We start from the raw sequence: 4,269 nt of genomic DNA, 5'->3' as shown, positions 1-4,269 counted from the left end.
CCGGGACCCAGATGGAATGCCGCAGGGGCGGGTTCTATATTCACGCAGCGATTCCAATCAGCCTCTCAGTTTTGAGATCTTGGTCCCGGCATTCGCCGGGATGAGCGGCAGTTAGGACAGACCCTAAAGCTCCAGCCGCATGGCGCAGCGATCCTTCAGGCCGAAGGCAGCTTCCTTCGCCAGCGCCTTGCGGATGCACTCGGGCGCGTCTCTCGGGTCCCACTCGACAAACCCGAGGCTGGCGTAGAACGGGGCGTTCCAGGCAATGGCGCGGAATGTGGTCAGGCTGAGCCGCGCAAGACCCCTGGCCCGTGCGTGATCTATGGCATGGGCCAGCAACCGGCGACCTATGCCGCGCCCCTGATGTTCACGAAGCACGTCGAGCTCATCGATATGTAGCCGGTCGCCATGGATCAGCGCCGCCAGGAAGGCGACCGGAGGGCCGACGCCGTCGACGACCCAGAGCGTTCCGCCCAGCAGGTGAGGTCGGTAGGCCTCCGGGGGCGCGAAGTCGGAAAATAGCGATGCCGGGACATCCTGGCCCTGGAAGGCCGTGGCGGCGGACATTTCGATCCGCGGAAATTCGGCCAGGTCGGCTTCGCAGGCTGGACGGATATCTATGGGTCAGGCTCCGGTGACGACAACGGTATCGGGGTGTCCGCCCCATTCCGTCCACGACCCGTCATAGATGGCCACGTCCGGACGACCAAGGCGGGCCAACGCCAGCGCCAGCACAGCGGCGGTCACGCCGGAGCCGCAGGTGGTGATGATGGGACGGTTCAGGTCCACATGGGCGAACACAGCCTGGAGCTCGGTCACCGGCTTCAGGGTTCCATCAGCCGCAACCACCTCGTTGAACGGCACGTTCAGGGCGCCCGGCATGTGTCCGGAGCGCAGGCTGGCGCGGGGCTCCGGCACCTCGCCGCGGAAGCGAGCGGAGGAGCGGGCGTCCACCACCTGCGCCGCGCCGTCAGCCAGAACCTTCGTGACATCCTGTCGATCTGCGACCAACGCCGGATTCACCTTCGAGATCACATTTGCTGCGGCGGGCGCGGCCTCATCCGTCTCGATGACCCGCCCCTCGGCGCGCCAGGCCTTCAGCCCGCCGTCCAGCACGAAGACGTTCGGGTAGCCCATGATCCGCAGCGTCCACCACACCCTCGGTGCCGAATATATACCGTGGGCGTCGTAGACCACGACGGTCGCGTCTGGCGTCAGTCCGAGAGCCCCGGCCGCGCGACTGAACGCCTCGGCGGTCGGCAACATGTGCGGCAGGTCCGTGGTGGTGTCGGCAATGGCGTTGATGTCGAAGAAGACGGCTCCGGGGATATGGCCAGCTTCGTAGCTGTCCCGGCCATGGCCGGGTTGCCCCACGAGGGGCAGGGTCGCGTCGACGATCCGCAGATCGGGATCTCCCAACCGGGCCGCCAGCCATGCGGTGGAAACGACGGGATCGGTCATTCGAGCCAACCCGGCACAGGCAAACCCTTTTCCCGCAGGAACAGCGGATTGAAGATCTTCGATTGGTAGCGCTGGCCTTGATCACACAGGATGGTCACGATGGTGTGGCCGGGCCCCAGGTCCCGCGCCATCCGGATCGCGCCGGCCACATTGATGCCGGTGGAGCCGCCCATCACCAGGCCTTCGAATTCCATAAGATCGAAGATCGTCAGCAACATCTCCTCGTCGGAGATCCGGTAGGCGTGGTCGACCTTGAGGCCCTCGAGGTTGGCCGTGATCCGGCCCTGGCCGATGCCTTCGCTGATCGAGCCGCCCTCCGAGGCCAGGGCGCCTTCGGTGTAATAGGCGTAGAGCGCCGCGCCGTGGGGATCAGCCAGTCCGATCCTGACGTCGGGGTTCCGGGCCCGAAGCGCCTGGGCCACACCGGCAAGGGTGCCGCCGGAGCCCACGGCGCAGATGAAGCCGTCCACCTTGCCGTCGGTCTGCCGCCAGATCTCCGGGCCGGTACTCTCGACGTGCGCGTCACGGTTGGCGACATTGTCGAATTGATTGGCCCAGACGGCGCCGGCCGGCTCCTTTGCATCAAGTTCTGCCGCCAGACGCCCGGAATACTTCACATAATTCATCTCGCTGGAGTAGGGGGCCGCATCCACCTCCACCAGATCGGCACCGAACAGCCGGATCGCGTCCTTCTTCTCCTGGCTCTGGGTGCGAGGGATCACGATGGTGCATGCGTAGCCTAGGGCCTTGCCCACCATGGCGAGGCCAATTCCGGTGTTGCCGGCGGTGCCCTCGACGATGCGCCCACCCGGCCTCAGCAGGCCCTTGTGTTCAGCATCGCGCACAATGTGCAGCGCCGCGCGGTCCTTCACCGATTGGCCGGGGTTCATGAACTCGGCCTTGGCGAGGATCTCGCAGCCGGTCATTTCGCTGGCGTGCCGAAGGCGTAGCAGCGGCGTGTTGCCGATCAGGTCCAGAATGCTTTGGGCGACGTCCATGGCGTCTATCTAACCAGACGCACCCACGGCGAACAGGGGTCAGGTCAGGCTTTCACCAAACTGAGCTGCACAACGTCGGTGCGTTCGGTCCGGAAACCGGCTTCGGAATAGCTGAGGTAGAAGCGCCAGAGCTTCCGGAACCGCTCATCAAAGCCCAGATGGGTGATGTCGTCCCAGGCCGCCTCAAACCGGCGCGCCCATTCGGCCAGGGTATCGGCATAGCAGACCCCGAATCGCGAGATCGGGCCCCAGGTCAGACCCGCCTTGTCGGTGGCCGCCTTCAAGCGTTCCTCGGAAGGCAGCATGCCGCCCGGGAAAATGTACTTCTGGATGAAATCGGGCGTGCGCTTGTAGTGGTCGAACAGTTCGTCGCGGATGGTGATGATCTGCAGGCCTGCCTGGCCGCCGGGCTTCAGGCTGTTACGGACCTTGTCGAAATAGGTTGGCCAGTACCGCTCGCCCACAGCCTCGAACATCTCGATGGAGGCGACGCGGTCGAAGGACCCCTGGACATCACGATAATCAACAAGTTGGATGTTGGCCTTCTCGTTCAGGCCTTCCTTGAAGATCCGCTCCTTGGCGAACTTGTACTGGGCTTCCGAAATGGTGATGGCGGTGACGTTTGCGCCGACGTCGCGTGCGGCGAACTCGGCAAAACCGCCCCACCCGCAGCCGATCTCCAGCACATCGTGTCCCGGCCGCAGGTCCATGGTCTGGGCCAGCGTCCGGTACTTGCGCGCCTGGGCTTCCGGCAGGGGCTCGCCCGGCCGCGCAAACCGGGCGGCGGAATAGGTCATCGAGGTGTCCAGCCAGCGGGAATAGAAGGCATTGCCCAGATCATAGTGGGCGTGAATGTTGCGCTTCGATCCGCCCCGGCTGTTCGACTTCAGAGCGTGGCCTATCACGTTGATGGCGGTCATGAAGGGATTGCCGAAGGACACGCCCTCAAATCGCGCGAAATTCGCTGCCAGCACCTCCAGCGCGCGCGAGAGATCGGGGGTGTCCCACTCGCCGGCCATGTAGCCTTCGCCAAAGCCGATCGTTCCGGTGGCCAGCACCCGATTGATGAAGCGGTAGTCGCGAACCACGAGCCGCGCCTCCGCGCCGGGCGTATCGCCCTCCAGCCGTATCTCGCGGCCATCCGGCAGCACGAGGGTCAGGTTCCCGATGCACCAGTTCTGCATCATCACACGGGCTGCGAACCGAAACGTCGCTGGCGCGCCGCTCAGGTCCACTGTCGGTGAGCCCACGCTCATACACACTCTCCCAGCCGAATGCGCAGGATAGCACTCAAGGCTTTTCGCCTATCGGCTGCTCAAGGAGTACGGTCAAGAGCCTGGCTGGGACGCATCGCTTAGGTGAATAAGCTTGAGAACGGTCGCGGGGCGCCTCAAACAGCGGCACGCTCGCTCCGGGGAAGACCATGGCCACCCTAACTCTCAAGCGCTGGGACCTGTCGATTGGCGATGGGCATCCGCTGGTGGTGATCGCCGGCCTGAATGTCCTTGAGGACGTCGATCTGGCGATGCAGGTCGGGCGCGAGCTCAGGAAGATCTGCTCGGACCTGGCACTTCCCTTCGTGTTCAAGGCCAGTTTCGACAAGGCCAACCGCTCGTCGATCCAGAGCTATCGGGGCCCGGGCCTTGAGGCGGGGCTGGGCATGCTGGCGCGGGTCAAGGCCGAACTTGACGTTCCCATCTGCACCGATCTGCACGAGGTCGCCCAGGCTGAGCCGGTGGCCGCCGTCGCCGATCTGGTACAGATCCCGGCTTTCCTGTGTCGTCAGACCGATCTGGTGGTCGCGACCGCG

The 4,269-nt window shown here is 64.7% G+C and carries 4 protein-coding genes and 1 pseudogene; 1 reads left to right on the top strand and 4 read right to left on the bottom strand.

Going from position 1 to position 4,269, the window contains the following annotated elements; translation table 11 throughout:
• Nucleotides 1-123 precede the first annotated feature (123 nt).
• Genes ACIQ42_RS16505 through ACIQ42_RS16490 form a run of 4 tightly spaced genes read right to left on the bottom strand, consistent with a single transcriptional unit; the run spans nt 124 to nt 3,715 of the window.
• Nucleotides 124-567, bottom strand: a complete 444-nt coding sequence (locus ACIQ42_RS16505; RefSeq protein ID WP_397423336.1) for a GNAT family N-acetyltransferase — start codon at nt 565-567, stop codon at nt 124-126.
• 57 nt (nt 568-624) lie between these two features.
• Nucleotides 625-1,461 carry a 3-mercaptopyruvate sulfurtransferase gene (sseA, locus tag ACIQ42_RS16500; protein WP_397423335.1) on the bottom strand — a complete coding sequence of 279 codons (837 nt, stop codon included), beginning with the start codon at nt 1,459-1,461 and terminating at the stop codon, nt 625-627.
• Nucleotides 1,458-2,459, bottom strand: a complete 1,002-nt coding sequence (locus ACIQ42_RS16495) for a cysteine synthase A (protein WP_397423334.1) — start codon at nt 2,457-2,459, stop codon at nt 1,458-1,460. Before ACIQ42_RS16495 ends, sseA begins: the two co-directional genes overlap by 4 nt.
• 44 nt (nt 2,460-2,503) lie before the next feature.
• A complete protein-coding gene (locus ACIQ42_RS16490) occupies nt 2,504-3,715 on the bottom strand; it encodes a class I SAM-dependent methyltransferase (protein ID WP_397423333.1) in 1,212 nt (403 codons plus the stop codon).
• Between the two features lie 167 nt (nt 3,716-3,882).
• Here ACIQ42_RS16490 and ACIQ42_RS16485 point away from each other — a divergent pair.
• Nucleotides 3,883-4,269: pseudogene (locus ACIQ42_RS16485) on the top strand (3-deoxy-8-phosphooctulonate synthase); the annotation flags it as partial.

Source organism: Phenylobacterium sp. (assembly GCF_044372605.1).
Taxonomy (GTDB): domain Bacteria; phylum Pseudomonadota; class Alphaproteobacteria; order Caulobacterales; family Caulobacteraceae; genus Phenylobacterium.
The sequence above is the reverse complement of the archived record's forward strand: the minus strand, read 5'-3'. Positions and strand labels throughout refer to the sequence as shown.